The organism is Thalassospira sp. MCCC 1A01428 (genome assembly GCF_002115825.1).
Lineage (GTDB): Bacteria > Pseudomonadota > Alphaproteobacteria > Rhodospirillales > Thalassospiraceae > Thalassospira.
Genome location: NZ_JFJZ01000002.1, coordinates 37,816 through 54,908 on the forward strand (window position 1 = coordinate 37,816; position 17,093 = coordinate 54,908).

Here is a 17,093-nt window from a genome sequence, read left to right on the forward strand (position 1 = left end):
AGACAAAAAAAGAAGGGAGCGAAAAACGCTCCCTTCTCCATTCGTCGATCTAATCGAAAGATTAGAAGTCGAGGCGAAGACCGGTAACGGCACCAAAACCATCATTGTCGCCAGCACCGCCAGCAGCTTTGTCGTCGTTGTTAAACCAGAAGATCGAGCTTCTCCAGCTAACGCCAGCACCAAGCTGGTAACGCAGACCGAGGTCAACGGTATCAATCTCGTTGCCGGTCGAAGCTGCGCCAGCATCATTGGTAACAATGTCACCATTTGCATAAGACAGAGAAATCTGGGCTGCATCCATTGCATAAGCAACACCGATGTCAAAACCGGTGGTGTCATCAGCAAGTTTGGTCGCGCCGCCTTTTACGCCGTAATCGTCGCTCTTCTGACCGTAAGAACCACCAACAGTGAAGTTACCAAAACCAACGGTGGTACCGACACTGAACCATTCGCCTTCACCTTTGTGCTCGCCAACAGCCGCGAGGCCGAGGCTTACACCGTCAAAGTCACCGCGATATTCGAGGCCAAGCGAGGTAACCGGCAAACCGCCAGTGGTGTTCTGGCTGCTTGTTGCAGAACCGTCATTCTTGGAGGTGTCGCTATCGGTGTAAGAAACACCAATGCGGAAGCCGCCCATGAACGGGGTGTAATAGGTGATTTTGGGATCATCGCCATCATCCCACACGGTGTCCGGCATTGCAGCGATATCAACCCAGTTTGACAGGTCACCATCGTTCACACCAACTGGACCAACAGCCGGAGCAGTGATACCCATAGCACCAGCAGCGCCGTCGCCTTCACCCATGCGGAACTGACCGAAAGAACCGTTGACATACAGATACTGTTCGTCGATCTGGTCGCCAGAGGTTTCGCCTTCGAGCTGAATCATGGCACCAACTTCGATGCCGTTATCAAGGGTGGTCGAACCCGAGAAATAAACTTCGGTGTCGGACTGGAAAGCGTTGATGTTATCATGGCCATCATCCTGGGACGCGATACCGGCCCACTGTTCCATGTAACCGCCAACCGACAATTTAATCGGTTCAGAGGCCTGTGCCTGGCCTGCTGCTGCAACAGCGACGAGTGCGCTGGTAGCAATAAGAATCTTTTTCATCTTTTCCCTCAACGTCTTCTTCAACCCGCTTAAGCGGTTATTTGAAGTGTGAACGACAATTATGGTGTCGCCCGGTTCGACGCTATGGAGCCAGCATTTTGCCCCCCCGTCAACCAAACTGTGGCGACAATGTAACATTTTTGGGGACCCGTGGCAAAAAGGACACACTTGTTTTCTTTGCCCTCCTCGCAATTGCTGCTTATAGTGCGCTCAGCATTGCCATTGACTGATCAGAAGGCCGCACAAAGTGACTGTTTCCAAATTAAAATTGATTGCCGCTTGCACCCTAGTTTCCGCGCTTGCTGCTTGCAGCGGTGCTTCACAATCAGACTATGACAATTACCCCGGATCTGCGCCTGGCAACGACCGTGTTCTCGGTCGTTCGGCAACTATTGCAGACAAGAAAAAACAGGGAAGCGTTTTTGGCGATGATGGGCTGAACATTTTTGGCAGTGACAGTAAAAAACAGCAAGGCGGTACAGGTATCGGTGTAAACAGCTTTTTGTGGCGTGCTACGCTCGATACGCTGTCTTTCATGCCGCTGAATTCTGCTGATCCTTTTGGTGGCGTCATCATTACCGACTGGTACAGCCCGGCTGAAACGCCGAATGAACGGTTCAAGATTACCGGATATATTCTGGGTGTTGCCTTGCGTTCAGATGCTGTCAAGGTTGCCATCTTCCGCCAGGTTCGCGCCGGAGGCAATGAATGGGCAGATGCTGTTGTTGATCCGAAAACCGTGACTGCAATGGAAGATTCGATTTTAACACGCGCCCGCCAGTTGCGTATCGATAGCGCCAGCAATCAGTAAATAGTACCAATGTGCTTAACTGGTGCAGACACCCGATATACCTCGCCAACATACAATCCCCATTCGCTTAATCGCCGATGGGGATTGTTTTTGTCCGAGAAAAAGCAAGAAATACCGGCAGCCTTCACCGCCGGAAGTGATCTTAAAAGCGACACTGCAAGAAACTTTCGTGAAAACCTTGGCTTTCACATCCAGAACAATCTGGTTCAAATACCCTGTTTATTATCAGCAACGAATAGCCTTGACCTTGCGGGCAAACCGCCATCGCATCATCGTCAGGATAATATTGTCGGCCCCATCATTTTGCATGATGGCATAACCGATATCCCAACCCTGATAGACGAGGTGGGAATCGACATTGTGACCCTGGCCGTATTATCAGACGTACCATTACACCGTCCGCGCCGCCTTGAACTTGAAGATCTGGTCAGCCAATGGCGCTGGTTACGCCAGGTTTGGCAATTTTTCTGTCGAACTAAAGTCGACAATTCTCACCATATCAGCTCGAATGAAGCAGACCTTATTACGGCAAGGTCTGCTAATATTGTTCGTGAAATCAGCCAGGCTCGATACAACATCGCGATTGCCGACATGCGCGCCATGTTTCAGGGTTTGAAAAAAGCACCTGATAATTGCAACGAACCAGATCAATTGCAGTTTCTATACCTGATGCGTTTGTTTTGCCCTTACATCGGGCATGAATTATTGTATCGCTATGGATTAGTCGAAAAGCCTGACCAATCGGAGTCCTGAAACGATGTTACTGCGTCCCATCATGTCATTATTTCTTTGTCTGGCAGTACCATCTCTGGGTGCATGCGGATTTCACCCGCTTTATGCACAAAATCAGGCCAATGAAACAACTTCGGATGTCTTATCCAGGATAAAAATCGATTTAATCGAAAACCGTGTCGGACAATTAACCAGAAGCGTCCTGCTGGAAAACCTTACGCCAAAAGGTGCTCCGGTAAATGCGGAATATGAACTGGTCGTCGACTTAAACGAAACCACAAACGATCTTGGCTTCACCAAAGCAAATGAAGCCACCATTTCCGACTATATTCTGGCCGGAACTTACAAACTGATCCGGATTTCCGACACCAAAATTATACGTAGCGGCACATTGCGCGCACGAACCAGCTTTAACCTTGTCCAATCTGATTTTGCCAGCCTTGAAGCCGAAGCAACCGCCCGCGAAGATGCGGCACGTAATCTGGCAAGACAAATTTCGAATCAGGTTGTAATTGGCGTCAACAATGCTGAATAAATTCAGTTCCGTAATTTTATGAAACTCAAAGCAGCCCAGGTCGAGTCGTTTTTACGTTCCCCCGATGCCAAGGCACAGTTCATCCTGATTTATGGGGAGGATGAAGGCCTTGTGCGCGAGCGAGGTGCCACACTGGCGAAAACCGTTGTCGATGACCTGAAAGACCCCTTTCGTGTCGTCGAACTTGGCCCTTCGCATTTAAAAGAAGACGGCGGGCGATTACGCGATGAAGCAGCAGCCATAAGTTTTGGTGGTGGCAGACGCGTCGTACGACTCCGTGATATCGGTGATGCCCACGCAGCCGTCGTCTCGGACTTTCTGCAACACCCCGCTGGCGACGCCTTGATTGTTTGTGAAGCAGGAAGCCTGCCTTCCCGCTCAAAGTTGCGGCAGGCCGTTGAAAAAGCCTCTAACGGCATGGCCCTGCCCTGTTATGCCGACTCGGGACGGGATCTGGAAGGCCTGATCAAATCTGTGATGGACGAGCATCATCTTCAGATTGAACGGGATGCAACGCGTTATCTGATTGCCAATCTTGGCAGCGACCGCATGATTTCCCGCAACGAGCTACAAAAACTTGCCCTTTATGCCTTAAATCAGCAGCAGGTAACCCTGGCTGATGCCATGGCCTGTATCGGCGATAGTTCTGCCCGCCATTATGATGACGTGCTTCAATCTGTTTCTGCTGGAAATGTCGCCAATCTTGATCTTGCCCTCACCCGACTGGTCGAGGAAGGCCTTAACCCCGTTGGCGCCCTGCGCATGATGATCGGATATTTTCAGAAATTACATTTGGTGAAGGGTCAGGTTGCCCAGGGTACATCTGTTGAACAGGCGATGAAATCCTTACGCCCGCCCCTGTTTTTCAAAGCTGCGGACCAGTTTCGCGCCAATTTATCCTACTGGCCGCTACCGCATATTCAGCGGGCCTTACAAATATTTCTTGAAGCTGAAAAAGACTGTAAAAGCGGCTTGGCAGTGCCTGAAACCCTTGCGCATCGGGCCATGATCAAGGTTACCGTAGCCCGGCAAAAACAGGGCCGTCGCTGATCACGATTTCCCAGTTGTACGCCGGGCTAACGTTCATCCTTCAAACGCCTCAGTTGGCCGCTATATACGTAAAATCATCAGCTTTTCGTAATTTCAGCCCAGGGAACGCAACTGCATCCTAGCGGCACGCTATCGCATTTTCGTGCGTACGCCCCTTTTCATCATATGTAATGACAGCTTCTTAAAAGCTACTCCGGACGATACACAAGACCATATCTTACCCGGTCGACGTTTGCTTTTCCTGGGCCTCACGGCTTGGATTCCAACGAGTCGGTATCTATCCGAATCAGGATATAACGAAAAGTAACAATGCTACCGGTTGGTCAAATGCAGCCAGATTTGAACAACAAATTTGGTCTCGTCAAAAGCAAACTCAAAAAGAAATAAGGCCGGTTTTCAAAGAAAAACCGACCTTATTGCAGTGCAGCATTTAACGTTCTGTCGTTGCAATTATCGACGCTCGTTATCCTCTTCTGCAATAACATCAGCTAAAACGTCATCGTCAACTTCTTCACGAGACATCGGAGCATCTGCTTCCGGTGCTGTTTGACGATCGCTGTCATCCTCGTCCTTGCTTAAATCAAGCATGATGCCCGACGTGTCAGCAATCGACTCCAGCTCCTTTGTAATATCTTCGTCCGCATGGTTATTTTCGTCGATATCAGCCGAGTCGTCCATGAACATCGAGTCAAATTCATTTTCGCCAGCATCCGAGGCGTCAGACATGTTAGTACCGTCCTCTGCCGTCACACTATCAGCGCGCCCATGCGTTAACCGCTGAAGAATATCATCAAGTTGTTCAAGCGTGTCATAACGTACGGTCAAACGGCCACCCGCTCCGTCAAAATCAATGCTAACCGCCAATCCCAGCATATTGCTGAGGTCTCGTTCCAGCGACACAGTATCCGGATCTTTTTGCGGGCCGGACGCACCTTTTTCCCGCTTGGGTCGCGATGCCTTGCCACCATCGGTCTTAACCAGCTTTTCGGTCTGACGAACATTCAAACCTTTTTTAACAATCTGGGTTGCCAACTCTACGGCATTATCTGCACCTAGCAATGCCCGTGCATGCCCTGCGCTTAATACCTTGTCAGATAACATCTGTTTAATCGGCGACGGCAAAGACAAAAGCCGCAAGCTATTGGCAATGTGGCTGCGACTTTTACCCAGTGCCTGCCCCAGGGCTTCCTGGGTATGCGAAAATTCCGCCATTAACCGGTTATAACCTTCGGCCTCTTCCAGAGCCGACAAATCCTGCCGTTGCAGGTTTTCAATCAGGGCAATTTCTGCCGTTTCGCGGTCGTCAAATTCCCGCACCAGGACCGGTACTTCGTGTAACTGGGCTCGTTGAGCCGCACGCCAACGCCGTTCACCCGCGATAATTTCGTAAACTGTTGCGCCGGTCGACGATGCCCGCACCAGAATTGGCTGAATAATCCCTTTTTGCCGGATCGACGCCGCCAGATCATCAATGGCCTCGTCATCGAAATTACTGCGTGGCTGGAATGGTGATGGTGCCAGGTCACTAATCGCGACCAGCTGCGTCGTCCCGCCAGGACCAGGATGTGCCACGTCGGACGAACCCGCAACATTACCACCACTTACCGCAGCGCCAACTTCCTCGTCTTCTTCGCCCAATAACGCCGAAAGCCCTCGTCCCAAACCGCGTTTTTTTGCTTCACTCATGCCTTCACTCCTTCGCGTTTCAGGACTTCGCTTGCCAAATTCAGATACGCCTTTGAACCGGGGCATTTGATATCATAAACAAGAACTGGTGCCCCATGGCTGGGTGCTTCGGAAACCCGCACATTCCGCGGAATGACGGTTTTATAAACCACATCACCAAAATAATCCCGCACGTCATTGGCAACCTGAGCCGACAAATTATTGCGCTTGTCATACATGGTCAACACGATGCCCTGAATTTCCAGCTTGGGATTAAAGGCCTTTTTCACCCGTTTGATGGTCCGCACCAGATGGCTGATCCCTTCCAGCGCAAAAAATTCGCACTGCAACGGCACCAAAACGGCATCAGATGCCACCAGCGCATTAAGCGTCAACAATCCCAAAGATGGCGGACAATCGATCAATACATAATCAACGTCTTGCGGCAAACGCGACAACGATTCCTTAAGCTGCATTTCCCGGCGTTCAAAATCGACCAATTCAATCTCGGCGCCGGACAAATCCATGCCGGACGGCACAATATTCAGGCGCGGAATCGCCGTCGGTCGACGGGCTTCCATTAAGCTGGCCCCATTGATCAGCACATCATAAGAACTGATATCGCGTTCCGACGGTCGTAAGCCCAAACCGGTGCTGGCGTTGCCCTGCGGGTCAAGATCAACAATCAGAACACGCTGATCGACAGCCGCCAGCGCCGTTGCCAGATTGATGGTGGTCGTTGTTTTACCCACCCCGCCTTTCTGGTTGGCAATGGCGATAATACGAGGGCGTCTACCGCCCGTATTTACGGGCAAGTCAATCACATCTGTCATCGCTCTACTCCCTCAAGAATCATCACCACGCCCTCCGGATCAACAAGCCCCGGAAAGGTTGTTACAGAAAAACGCCATCCGGCGTCCCGCGCATCGGCCAGTTCACTTTCAAAGGCACGTCCTTTTAGCAGCACATATTTTCCGCCTGGTTTTAAATGGCGCTGCCCCATTTCCAGCAATTTAGGCAAAGGCGCAAAAGCCCGGGCGGTAATAATATCGGCATTTTCGGGCTTTGCGGCTTCGATTCGCTCTCGGGCGACACGGGTCTTATCCAGGCATCCACCAACCCGGCAGGCCTCGGTCAAAAAGACCGTTTTTTTGGTAACGCTCTCCATCATGGTCACATGGTTTGCACCCAAAATGGACAAAACCACCCCCGGAAATCCGGCACCGGAGCCAAAATCAACAATTTTTGTATCGGGTTTTTGGGCAATATCGGCAAGATGCGGCCAAATTTGTGCCGAGTCCTGTAAATGACGTGCCCAAACGTCTTCGGCCGTGCTGGCGCCTACAATATTAATACTCGGCTGCCACTTCACGACCAGATCGGCATAATGCTCCAGGCGAGACAGTGTTTCACGTGAAACATGAAGTTCAGTCTCAAACCATTTTTTGACAGATTCTGTGTTTGCTTGCATAAATTTCTTATAAAACTGGATTGATCACCACGCCAGCGTTGTTTTTGCCAAACATCGGTTTAATGCATTTATTTCCAAATTTTTTTGAAAAAAAAGCTGCCAATGTTTCACGTGAAACATTGGCAGCCAAAATTTATACCTAAAATCGTTTTCAATAACAGTTGATAGATAGAGAGATCTCCCTACTCCAACGGCCGTCTACACGATCAGGCAGATTTTTGATTGATTGTCTGATGACGATGCGACCGGATATGCCCTAACAAAGCGGTCACCGCCGCCGGGGTAACACCCGGAATGCGTGACGCAGCGCCAATGGTTTCTGGCATGATCTGCTGAAGCTTCAACCTGATCTCGGTCGACAATCCACCAACCCGGCCATAATCCAGATTGCGCGGCAAGCGCAGCTCTTCGTCGCGACGAAATGCCGCCACATCCGCTGCCTGACGATCAAGATAACCTTTATATTGTGCATCAATGGCAAGCTGCTCGCGGATCGCCGGAGCAACATCACGAAGCTCCGGCCAAACATCGGCAAGCTGATCATAGGAAATATCCGGGTATGCCAGCAGGTCAAAGGCACTACGGCGCACACCATCCTGATTAACCCTGATCCCGTGTTTGACCAGCTGATTAGGGGTTTCAGCCAAATCGCCAATCCGCTGCTTGGCCGACGCCAAGGCATCGCGTTTATCCGTCCAGGCATTTTGACGGGCCGATGCGACACAGCCAACAGCCATGCCCAACCCGGTCAAACGCTGGTCGGCATTGTCGGCCCGCAACATCAAGCGGTATTCCGCGCGGGAGGTAAACATACGGTAAGGCTCGCGCGTGCCCTGGGTCACCAGATCGTCAATCATCACACCGATATAAGCATCAGCCCGGTCGAGAACAAATTGCTGTTCGCCACCATCGGCGACCAAGGCCGCATTCACGCCGGCGATCAATCCCTGCCCTGCGGCCTCTTCATAGCCCGTAGTACCGTTGATTTGCCCGGCGAAAAACAACCCGGCAACTTTCTTGGTTTCAAGCGTATGGCGTAGCTCGCGCGGGTCGACAAAATCATATTCCACCGCATAACCGGGGCGGAAAATTTCGACCTTTTCCAACCCGGGGATACTGGCCAACAATGCCAGCTGAACATCCTTTGGCAGCGATGTTGAAATCCCGTTGGGATACACCGTCGGATCATCCAGCCCTTCGGGTTCAAGGAAAATCTGGTGCTCGGATTTATCGGCAAATCGAACCACCTTATCCTCGATCGACGGGCAATAGCGCGGGCCGCTGCTGCTGATCTGGCCGCTATACATGGGCGCACGATGAAGATTATCGCGAATGATCTTGTGCGTTTCTTCGGTGGTATGCGTCATATAACACGAAATCTGCGGCACCGTGATCGTGTCATTCAAGAATGAAAACGGCTCTGGCGGGTTATCGCCAGGCTGTTCAATTAACCGCTGCCACTCAATCGTGCGGCCATCCAGCCGGGCCGGCGTTCCGGTTTTTAGGCGACCCAAAGCAAATTCGTATTTGGCCAGCGTATCGGACAATCCCATAGACGGGGCATCGCCCATACGGCCCGCCGCCATGGTTTCTTCGCCAATATGAATAATGCCGCGTAAAAACGTTCCGGTCGTCAATACAACCGCCCCGGCCAGATACTGCGCTCCCTCGCCGGTTATAACGCCACCGACCCGGTTATTTTCATCAATAACCAAATCTTCAACCGCAGCTTCAATAACCGTCAGGTTTTCCTGCTCGGCCAGAATATCCTGTACAGCATTGCGATACAGCTTACGGTCGGCCTGCGCACGCGGGCCCCGTACGGCTGGCCCCTTGGAGCGATTAAGCATCCGAAACTGAATACCGGCACGATCAATGGCGCGGCCCATCACGCCGTCAAGCGCATCGACCTCGCGCACCATATGGCCCTTGCCCAACCCGCCAATCGCCGGGTTACAAGACATTTCGCCAATACGATCAGCACGATGTGTGATCAGGGCGGTTTGCGCCCCCATGCGTGCAGCGGCAGCCGCAGCCTCACATCCGGCGTGGCCACCACCGACCACAATCACATCAAAACGGTTCTGTGACATCAGTTCCTCATGCCCGCAACGGGCGGTTTCTAGCGACGCAACCCCCAGGACGAATTTCCCGGATTGCTTTTACGGTCAACTTAATCGGGCATTATCCCGGCATCGGAATCGGTACTGTTTCACGTGAAACATATTCAATTAAACCTATTGCCAGATAACTATTTACCAATGCAGAAATCACCAAAGATGATATCGAGCAAATCTTCAACATCTACACGTCCGGTAATCTTTCCGATTTCCCGCACTGCCAGGCGAATATCCTCGGCAGCCAGTTCGGCAATATCGGTCCCCAAGCCCCGTTGAAGATGGGACAGCGCCTGTTCAAGGGCGCGACGATGACGCATTCGCGTCAGCGGGACAGGCCCGGCAAAATCGAGCCCCTCTTTTACGCGACTTTCCAGCAGTTGCAAGAGACTTTCCATCCCCGCCCCGGTCATAGCCGATATCGCCAAAACCGGTAGCTCCAGCGCCGGCCCTGAGGAGTCCACACCCGACCATACACGTCCGGACGGCTGATCATGTAACGGGGCGGCGGCGATAACCTCCCCATCCTGATCCGCCTTGTTAATCAGAATAACGGTGTTGCAATCAAGCAACCGTGCGGCTTCGGCATCGATATTTGGCCAATCGGCACGGTCAATAACGACCAGCCTAAGATCGGCATTTTCCGCCCGCTGGGTTGCCCGGCGCACGCCTTCGGTTTCAATCGCATCGCCGGTTTCGCGCAGGCCCGCCGTATCGACCATCGTCACCGGGAACCCGCCCAAATCAAGATGGATTTCAATCGCATCACGCGTAGTGCCGGCAATGTCAGAAACAATTGCCGCATCACGCCGGGCCAGCCGGTTTAACAGGCTTGATTTTCCAGCATTGGGTGCACCAAGAATAACAATCTGAAACCCTTCACGCAGCCGCTCTCCGCGCCGGTTATCGGCCAGGTGGGCAGCAATTTCCCCGCCGATCCGATCCAGATCGCCGCGCAGCACCGCAACAATACCGTCGGGCAGATCTTCGTCGGGAAAGTCAATATCAGCTTCGATATGGGCAAGAGCCCGCATCAGGCGCAAGCGCCAGTCTTCGTAAAGCCGGCCCAGTTCCCCAGCCATTTGCCGTACGGCCTGGCGACGCTGTGCTGCGGTTTCGGCATCAATCAAATCGGCAATGCCTTCGGCTTCCGTCAGGTCCATTTTACCGTTCTGAAAGGCACGGCGGCTATATTCCCCCGGCTCTGCCAATCGCAAACCGGGCTGACGACCAAGGCATTCCAGCACGCCCTCGATCACCGCCCGCCCGCCATGCACATGCAGTTCCACCACATCTTCACCGGTAAAACTGGCCGGGCTTGCAAAATACAGGGCAATGGCATCGTCCAGCCGTTCACCACTCTGCGGGTCGGCGATGGGCGCATACACCGCCACACGCGGTTTGGGCGGCGTTTTACGGCCCAACAGCGCACATAAGACCGGCAGTGATTGCGGACCCGACAGGCGTATAACCGCAACGCCTGCCCGGCCTGCACCGCTAGACAGGGCAAATATCGTATCAATCATGGGGGTAGGACCGTGCAAAACCATATTCCGTATCCTGGCAGTGTAAAAAATGGCCGCCTGTTTGGCGGCCTTTGTTAAATCTTACTGATCAGGTTGCAATTGCAATCGTTCAACCACCCGGCCTTCTATCAAATGTGTTTGAAGAATTTCCTCGATGTCATCCTGATTTTCATAGTGGTACCAGGTTCCCTGAGGATAAATCACCATTACCGGTCCCAGTTCGCAACGGTCCAGGCAACCGGCCGTGTTGACCCTGGTTTCAGGTAATCCCAGTTCCTTAACCCGAACCTTCATATAATTGCGCAGCCGGGTTGCTCCTGCAGCCTGACAACATCCACGTGGATGCCCCTCTGGCCGCTCATTTTGACACACAAAAATATGGGACTGATAAAAATGTTCTGTATCACTCAAGTCCGGTCAATCCTTCTTCATGGGGCCACCATTGTTAAACTGGTTCCAGAATGCCTTTTGCATCTGTTCCCAGTTTTGCATTCCCTGCGGCAACCATGTTTTTAACATGGTTTCCGGGTCCATCGCCTGCAGATTGGCCTTCATCCGGTCTTCAATTTCCTTCATCAGGGCCTGCTGCATCGGCTGGACATCGGGCAATCCGAAAAATGTGCGTAACTCTTCCGGACTGCAATCGATATCAACTGAAATTTTCATAACCAAACCTCCTGACTGACCCGTTTTTATTTTATGACAATGGCCGTTTACAAAAGCTGAAAACGGCACTTTTTTGCTATTGCCAGACTTTATCCCTGGCCCATCTTCGTCGCATTTCCTTTATATGGCAATTGTGCAAAGCATTTTCCTTTCTTTTCAATAGTTTTGACCCTATTTTATGAAAATAAGAATTTGCGAATTTACCTTTTTCAATGTGGCGGTGCCCTATCGACGCCACACTGAAGGGCAACCCTGAACGCAATCAAACCAGCTTGGGACAGCATGTGATTATGGATTTTGGACGCAACAATCTGGGTCAGGAAACCAGCCCCTATCTTTTGCAACACCAGACAAATCCGGTCCATTGGCAACCATGGTCTGAACAGGTGCTTGCCGCCGCACAGGCCGCAAACAAACCCGTTTTATTATCGGTGGGTTATGCCGCCTGCCATTGGTGCCACGTTATGGCCCATGAAAGTTTCGAGGATCCCGAAATCGCCGCGCTGATGAACGATCTGTTCATCAATATCAAACTTGACCGCGAAGAACGCCCGGACCTTGATGCCCTGTATCAAAACGCACTGGCGTTACTGGGCCAACAGGGTGGCTGGCCGCTAACCATGTTTCTCACCCCCAAAGGTGAACCCTTTTGGGGCGGAACCTATTTCCCCAAGCACGCCAAATACGGTCGGCCGGGATTTGACGATGTTTTAAATTCCATTGCCAATATCTATAACAGCGAACCCGAAAACGTCGCCCATAACGTCAAGCAGATAAATACAGCCCTGATGCGTATGAATACGGCACGAAGTGGCGATGTACCCCTGCTTGAAACGATTGACGAATTTGGCAAAAGCTGCCTGCAATTAATGGATCTGGAAAATGGCGGTACCAAAGGTGCTCCCAAATTCCCCCAACCCACGCTGCTGGCATTTTTATGGCGAACAGCGGCACGCACCCGCGACGAAAACCTTCAAAATGCCGTCACTCTGACGCTGGATCGCATGTCACAGGGCGGCATTTATGACCATCTGGGCGGCGGTTATGCCCGCTATAGTGTCGATGACCAATGGCTGGTGCCGCATTTTGAAAAGATGCTCTATGACAATGCCTTGCTGATCGAAATGCTGTGCGATGCCTGGCGTGTCACTGCCAATCCGCTTTATGCCCAACGGATAGAAGAAACCATCGACTGGATCCTGCGCGAAATGCGGGTTTCCGGCGGGGCGTTTGGCGCCAGCCTTGACGCGGACAGCGAAGGCGAAGAAGGCAAATTTTATGTCTGGAACGCATCCGAAATCTCCGGTTTGTTAAACACCGCAGGTGTAAGCCTGTTTAATCGTTATTACGATGTTACACCGGCAGGCAACTGGGAAGGCCACACCATCCTGAATCGCACTTCATCAGGCTTGACACTGGCAGACCATGACGCCGAAGCAGCCCTTTCCAATATGCGCCAAACCTTGCTGGCAAGCCGTGACAAACGCATCCGCCCGGGGTGGGATGACAAGGTTCTGACTGACTGGAATGCGATGGCAATTGCAGCCCTGTGCGAAGCCGCAATGACGTTTCGGCGTTCCGAATGGCTGGATTACGCCAAACTGGCCTATAATTTCATCCGAAAAACCCTTGGCAACAACGATACGTTATTGCACAGCTATCGGGCCGGCCGGGCGCAACATGCCGGTATGCTCGAAGATTATGCCCATATGATTCGCGCCGCCTTGCGACTTTTTGAAATTTCAGGTTCTGCATCCTATCTGCGCGATGCCATCAGCTGGGCCGAACAGGTGGAAAACCAGTTTGTCGACCATAAACAAGGTGGATATTTTCAATCTGCCGCCAACAGCAACGACCTGGTCGTACGCAGCAAACCGGCTACAGATGGCGCTGTTCCCTCGGGCAATGGCATTATGGTGCAAAACCTTGCCAGGCTTTATGCACTAACCGGTGACCAGCGGTATCAAACACGCGCCGAAACGACCCTGGCCTGCTTTGGTGGCCGTCTGCGTGACCAGTTTCCCTCCATGCCGGGCCTGTTGCTCGGCGCGGAAATGCTGCAAAATACAGTACAAATTGTTATTCTCGCATCTATTGGCAGCGCAGAATTATACGCCATGCGCCGGGCCGTTTTTGCCACCTACCTGCCTAACCGGGCGCTCACAATTCTGGGCGACGAGCATGACCTTCCCCAAAACCATCCTGCTTTTGGCAAAACCCGCATAAATGGCAAGGCAACCGCCTATATTTGTCGCGGTCCCGTATGCTCCGCCCCGATTACCGATATCGATGCACTGGCCAAGTATCTTGATGAAATTGCAAAGGGCGAAGATCCGGCCTGAGAGACAGCCTCCTTTTCACCAATTAACCTTGCGACACAAAGGATAAAAACGGCATATAAAGCAATTGAACGTGGTTTTAATGCCGATATTTTCCGCCAACAGGAGCCAGAACAATGCCACAGATATCCTTCAACAGCCCTGTTGGCGCGCTGACAATTTTTGAATTTGACGATCAGATTGTGTCGCTGGACTGGGGGTTTGTCGAAGATATGGAGCCAAGCCCGGTACTTAACGAAGCAAAGTCACAAATTAACGCCTATTTCGCCCGCAAGCTGGACCGCTTTGACTTGCCACTCGCACCTGGTGGAACAGCTTTTCAGGCCGCTGTATGGGCTGCCATGTGCGAAATTCCGCTAGGACAAACAGCCACGTATCAGGACCTCGCCCGCGCCGCAGGCTCCCCAAAGGGATTTCGCGCTGTTGGCATGGCCTGCGGTAAAAACCCTATCCCAATCGTGATTCCCTGCCATCGCGTCCTTGCCACCGGTGGCAAACCGGGCGGATATTCGGGTGACGGTGGCCTGGAAACCAAGGAAATATTGCTGAAACTTGAAGGCGTTGACTTGTACCCTGCTTCAAAAACCCGCAATCAAACAGAACTTGATCTTTGATTGGACTATACTTTTAGGCTGAAGATAATATCTTAATTTTCAAAATAACCCGTAAAAGTCAGGTATATTTTTGAAAATTGATCAAATGCATATATCTATTTTCATCACAAATTTTGTGATTTTCCGGCTTCGCCACAATCTATATCCCTTCCTTATCGGCGGGCTACCTCGCTGTCGTTATGATACCCGGCGAAAATCCAGCTTTTAAAAATCAGGCTCCGCCATTACTGGCGTGCCAGGCACGAACGTCACGGCTGATCGCATCAAAACGGTCACTTAAGTTCTGGCTTACAGCGCGGCACGGGGTAACAACAGCTTCCGCCCAATCGACATATCCTAAAATCTGGCTTTGGTCCCAACCTAGCGGGGTGTCGGTCAACATTGCCCCGACATTCGCAATTTTATCGGCCAAACGCACCAGCTTTGCATCATTGCTCAGTTCCGGTGCCTGCTTAATTTGCATTGCCTTGCGCTCGTCGCGGGGCAATGCTTTGTCGTCGCTCACCTCCAAAACGATATTGGCAATATTTTCATTAAAGCAGGAGGCAATTTCACCGTGCGTTGCACCGCAATCCTCGATCACGTCATGCAATATGGCCGCACATAATACATCTTCGGCGGTGTCTGGTTCGCATTCGACAATTAAACGCGAAACTTCAATCGGATGATTAATATAGGGTTCCCGGGCAGGTCCCTTGCGGCGTTGATCACGATGGGCACGGGCGGCAAAATCGACAGATTTTAAAAGAAGCTGCATGTTCCTGACGGTCATTGTGAATAATTAATCACAGCGTCCCATGCCTTGGCAAAAGCTGCAAGTCCCGATCCACCCATATCCGGTTCAATACCAGCATCGCCCCCCCCTGCCCTGTTAAAGATGAAGCGGTAAAACGGCGAAGTATCGCCCAAATGTTTCCCGTGAAACATTTCTTGCCAACATGAACACAAAAAAAACGGAGCCCGATGAAGACTCCGTTCTAATCTGCCTGGATCAATATACCAGATATTCCGACAACAACGTTTTATCCGTTCATCGAATCGAAGAAATCATCGTTATTCTTGGTCGATTTAAGTTTACCAAGCAGGAATTCCATCGCGTCCTGCGGCCCCATCGGGTTGAGGATACGGCGCAGAACCCACATTTTGGAAAGCTCGCTTTTGCCAACCAGCAATTCTTCCTTACGGGTACCCGATTTAAGGATATCAATCGCCGGGAAGATACGCTTGTCAGCCAGTTTCCGATCAAGAATAAGTTCGGAGTTACCCGTACCCTTGAATTCTTCAAAGATGACTTCATCCATACGCGAACCGGTATCGATCAGCGCGGTTGCGATGATGGTCAGCGAGCCACCCTCTTCGATATTACGAGCGGCACCAAAGAAGCGTTTCGGGCGCTGCAGGGCATTTGCATCCACACCACCGGTCAAAACCTTGCCTGAGCTTGGGACAACGGTGTTGTATGCACGCGCCAGACGGGTGATCGAGTCGAGCAGGATGACAACATCATGCTTGTGTTCGACCAGACGCTTGGCCTTTTCCAGCACCATTTCCGTCACCTGAACGTGACGCTGCGCCGGTTCGTCAAAGGTCGAACTGATCACTTCGCCTTTTACCGAACGGTCCATGTCAGTCACTTCTTCCGGGCGTTCATCAATCAGAAGAACGATCAGATAGGCTTCCGGATGGTTTTCCTCGATCGCATGGGCAATATTTTGCAGCATCACGGTTTTACCGGTGCGCGGCGGTGCCACGATCAGGGCGCGCTGGCCTTTACCCAATGGCGACACAAGTTCGATCACCCGGTTGGTGATGTCCCTGTTATTGCCGTCCTGGTCCAGATTGCGCTCCATTTTCAGGGGCTGATCCGGGTAAAGCGGGGTCAGGTTATCGAAATTGATGCGATGACGGACTTTTTCCGGCGCATCAAAATTGACCTTGTCGACTTTTAACAGGGCAAAATAACGTTCACCTTCCTTGGGCGAGCGAATTTGTCCTTCCACAGTATCACCGGTACGCAGGCCAAATCGGCGAACCTGGCTTGGCGAGACATAAATATCATCCGGTCCAGCCAGATAGTTGGCTTCCGGGCTCCGCAAAAAGCCGAAGCCATCGGGCAATACTTCCAGGACACCCTCGCCATAAATAGCGTGGTCGTTCTCTGCAAGCTGCTTGAGAATGGCAAACATCAGCTCCTGCTTGCGCAAGGTGCTGGCATTTTCGATTTCGAGCTCTTCCGAAAGGGCAAGAAGCTCGGTCGGAGATTTAAGTTTCAGGTCCTGGAGATGCATATGTGCGTATGATGATCTGTGATTGCCGGGGAAAGGGCGAATAGGTCAGGAGGGGCGATTTTTGAGTGCAGTTTTCTATGCCGCATTAAAGAACACGACGTTAAAATACCGAAAATAAACCGCTGATTGCTTAAGGTAGGAATGTTTCGTGCAAGAGTGACGAAA

16 protein-coding genes are annotated in these 17,093 nt (G+C 51.6%); 6 read left to right on the forward strand and 10 right to left on the reverse strand.

Annotation, left to right across the window (positions count from 1 at the left end; all coding sequences use genetic code 11):
- Positions 1-61: 61 nt before the first annotated feature.
- Positions 62-1,114 carry a porin gene (locus THS27_RS01760; protein WP_085587307.1) on the reverse strand — a complete coding sequence of 351 codons (1,053 nt, stop codon included), beginning with the start codon at positions 1,112-1,114 and terminating at the stop codon, positions 62-64.
- A 247-nt stretch (positions 1,115-1,361) separates the two neighbouring features.
- On the opposite strand from THS27_RS01760, the gene THS27_RS01765 reads away from it, so the two are divergent.
- The 4 genes from THS27_RS01765 to holA all read left to right on the forward strand — a co-directional run bounded on the left by THS27_RS01765 (position 1,362) and on the right by holA (position 4,242).
- On the forward strand, positions 1,362-1,925 hold the full coding sequence (locus THS27_RS01765; RefSeq protein ID WP_085587308.1) for a DUF3576 domain-containing protein: 564 nt from the start codon (positions 1,362-1,364) through the stop codon (positions 1,923-1,925).
- A gap of 90 nt (positions 1,926-2,015) precedes the next feature.
- A complete protein-coding gene (locus THS27_RS01770; RefSeq protein WP_085587309.1) occupies positions 2,016-2,678 on the forward strand; it encodes a hypothetical protein in 663 nt (220 codons plus the stop codon).
- 22 nt (positions 2,679-2,700) lie between these two features.
- Complete coding sequence (locus tag THS27_RS01775; RefSeq protein WP_246832794.1) at positions 2,701-3,192, forward strand: hypothetical protein; 492 nt, start codon at positions 2,701-2,703, stop codon at positions 3,190-3,192.
- A gap of 18 nt (positions 3,193-3,210) precedes the next feature.
- Positions 3,211-4,242 carry a DNA polymerase III subunit delta gene (holA, locus tag THS27_RS01780; RefSeq protein WP_085587311.1) on the forward strand — a complete coding sequence of 344 codons (1,032 nt, stop codon included), beginning with the start codon at positions 3,211-3,213 and terminating at the stop codon, positions 4,240-4,242.
- 450 nt (positions 4,243-4,692) lie between these two features.
- Here holA and THS27_RS01785 read toward each other — a convergent pair whose 3' ends face one another.
- The 7 genes from THS27_RS01785 to THS27_RS01815 form a co-directional block, all read right to left on the reverse strand.
- Positions 4,693-5,928: a ParB/RepB/Spo0J family partition protein gene (locus THS27_RS01785; RefSeq protein WP_085587312.1), complete on the reverse strand. Its 1,236-nt coding sequence runs from the start codon at positions 5,926-5,928 to the stop codon at positions 4,693-4,695.
- The gene (locus tag THS27_RS01790) at positions 5,925-6,740 is read right to left on the reverse strand and encodes a ParA family protein (protein ID WP_085587313.1); all 816 of its coding nucleotides are present in this window, start codon (positions 6,738-6,740) and stop codon (positions 5,925-5,927) included. Before THS27_RS01790 ends, THS27_RS01785 begins: the two co-directional genes overlap by 4 nt.
- Positions 6,737-7,378 (reverse strand): 16S rRNA (guanine(527)-N(7))-methyltransferase RsmG, encoded by a 642-nt coding sequence (gene rsmG, locus THS27_RS01795; RefSeq protein ID WP_085587314.1) that lies wholly within the window; start codon positions 7,376-7,378, stop codon positions 6,737-6,739. The genes THS27_RS01790 and rsmG overlap by 4 nt, the downstream gene beginning before the upstream one ends.
- A 206-nt stretch (positions 7,379-7,584) precedes the next feature.
- Positions 7,585-9,471 (reverse strand): tRNA uridine-5-carboxymethylaminomethyl(34) synthesis enzyme MnmG, encoded by a 1,887-nt coding sequence (mnmG, locus tag THS27_RS01800; protein WP_085587315.1) that lies wholly within the window; start codon positions 9,469-9,471, stop codon positions 7,585-7,587.
- A gap of 158 nt (positions 9,472-9,629) precedes the next feature.
- Positions 9,630-11,045 (reverse strand): tRNA uridine-5-carboxymethylaminomethyl(34) synthesis GTPase MnmE, encoded by a 1,416-nt coding sequence (gene mnmE, locus THS27_RS01805; RefSeq protein WP_246832795.1) that lies wholly within the window; start codon positions 11,043-11,045, stop codon positions 9,630-9,632.
- A gap of 57 nt (positions 11,046-11,102) precedes the next feature.
- Positions 11,103-11,315: a hypothetical protein gene (locus tag THS27_RS27700; RefSeq protein WP_349595064.1), complete on the reverse strand. Its 213-nt coding sequence runs from the start codon at positions 11,313-11,315 to the stop codon at positions 11,103-11,105.
- Between the two features lie 123 nt (positions 11,316-11,438).
- Positions 11,439-11,687, reverse strand: coding sequence for a DUF6489 family protein (locus THS27_RS01815; protein WP_085587317.1), 249 nt, complete (start codon positions 11,685-11,687; stop codon positions 11,439-11,441).
- Between the two features lie 290 nt (positions 11,688-11,977).
- Between THS27_RS01815 and THS27_RS01820 the strand changes: the two genes are divergently transcribed.
- Positions 11,978-14,029, forward strand: a complete 2,052-nt coding sequence (locus THS27_RS01820) for a thioredoxin domain-containing protein (RefSeq protein ID WP_085587703.1) — start codon at positions 11,978-11,980, stop codon at positions 14,027-14,029.
- A 113-nt stretch (positions 14,030-14,142) separates the two neighbouring features.
- On the forward strand, positions 14,143-14,640 hold the full coding sequence (locus THS27_RS01825) for a methylated-DNA--[protein]-cysteine S-methyltransferase (protein ID WP_085587318.1): 498 nt from the start codon (positions 14,143-14,145) through the stop codon (positions 14,638-14,640).
- A gap of 211 nt (positions 14,641-14,851) precedes the next feature.
- Here the strand turns inward: THS27_RS01825 and THS27_RS01830 are convergent, their stop codons facing one another.
- Complete coding sequence (locus THS27_RS01830; RefSeq protein ID WP_085587319.1) at positions 14,852-15,397, reverse strand: HD domain-containing protein; 546 nt, start codon at positions 15,395-15,397, stop codon at positions 14,852-14,854.
- Between the two features lie 265 nt (positions 15,398-15,662).
- Entirely contained in the window at positions 15,663-16,928 is a 1,266-nt protein-coding gene (gene rho / locus THS27_RS01835) for a transcription termination factor Rho (protein ID WP_085587320.1), read from the reverse strand.
- Positions 16,929-17,093 lie beyond the last annotated feature (165 nt).